The sequence below is a fragment of the Streptococcus sp. HMSC056C01 genome (assembly GCF_001811305.1).
Lineage (GTDB): Bacteria > Bacillota > Bacilli > Lactobacillales > Streptococcaceae > Streptococcus.
In genome coordinates, this window is record NZ_KV804210.1 from 1 (window position 1) to 742 (window position 742).

8 tRNA genes are annotated in these 742 nt (G+C 51.3%); all 8 read left to right on the forward strand.

The window, feature by feature from the left end:
* Nucleotides 1–35: 35 nt before the first annotated feature.
* Nucleotides 36–108: transfer RNA gene (locus HMPREF2795_RS08440), tRNA-Asp, on the forward strand.
* Between the two features lie 24 nt (nucleotides 109–132).
* Nucleotides 133–205: transfer RNA gene (locus tag HMPREF2795_RS08445), tRNA-Lys, on the forward strand.
* A gap of 5 nt (nucleotides 206–210) precedes the next feature.
* Nucleotides 211–292, forward strand: a tRNA-Leu gene (locus HMPREF2795_RS08450).
* Nucleotides 293–304: 12 nt separating this feature from the next.
* A tRNA-Thr gene (locus HMPREF2795_RS08455) sits at nucleotides 305–377 on the forward strand.
* 27 nt (nucleotides 378–404) lie between these two features.
* A tRNA-Gly gene (locus tag HMPREF2795_RS08460) sits at nucleotides 405–476 on the forward strand.
* 7 nt (nucleotides 477–483) lie between these two features.
* Nucleotides 484–569 (forward strand) — tRNA-Leu (locus HMPREF2795_RS08465).
* 8 nt (nucleotides 570–577) lie between these two features.
* A tRNA-Arg gene (locus HMPREF2795_RS08470) sits at nucleotides 578–651 on the forward strand.
* Between the two features lie 16 nt (nucleotides 652–667).
* Nucleotides 668–741 (forward strand) — tRNA-Pro (locus HMPREF2795_RS08475).
* Nucleotide 742 lies beyond the last annotated feature (1 nt).

Sequence of the window (742 nt, forward strand, 5' to 3'; positions counted from 1 at the left end):
AGAGGGTCAGCGGTTCGATCCCGTTAACTCCCATAGGTCCCGTAGTGTAGCGGTTATCACGTCGCCCTGTCACGGCGAAGATCGCGGGTTCGATTCCCGTCGGGACCGTTTAAGATAACGGAAGTTATTTTAGACTCGTTAGCTCAGTTGGTAGAGCAATTGACTTTTAATCAATGGGTCACTGGTTCGAGCCCAGTACGGGTCATCATTGCGGGTTTGGCGGAATTGGCAGACGCACCAGATTTAGGATCTGGCGCTTAACGGCGTGGGGGTTCAAGTCCCTTAACCCGCATAATAGAAATAAGCCGGCTTAGCTCAGTTGGTAGAGCATCTGATTTGTAATCAGAGGGTCGCGTGTTCAAGTCATGTAGCCGGCATTTTTTTAATATAACCAAGAGGTCGATGCGAACGTAGTTCAGTGGTAGAACACCACCTTGCCAAGGTGGGGGTCGCGGGTTCGAATCCCGTCGTTCGCTTAGAGAGGCCGGGGTGGCGGAACTGGCAGACGCACAGGACTTAAAATCCTGCGATTGGTAACGATCGTACCGGTTCGATCCCGGTCCTCGGCATATAATGAGCACCCTTAGCTCAACTGGATAGAGTACCTGACTACGAATCAGGCGGTTAGAGGTTCGACTCCTCTAGGGTGCATTTTTTCTATTTAACTCGGGAAGTAGCTCAGCTTGGTAGAGTACTTGGTTTGGGACCAAGGTGTCGCAGGTTCGAATCCTGTCTTCCCGAT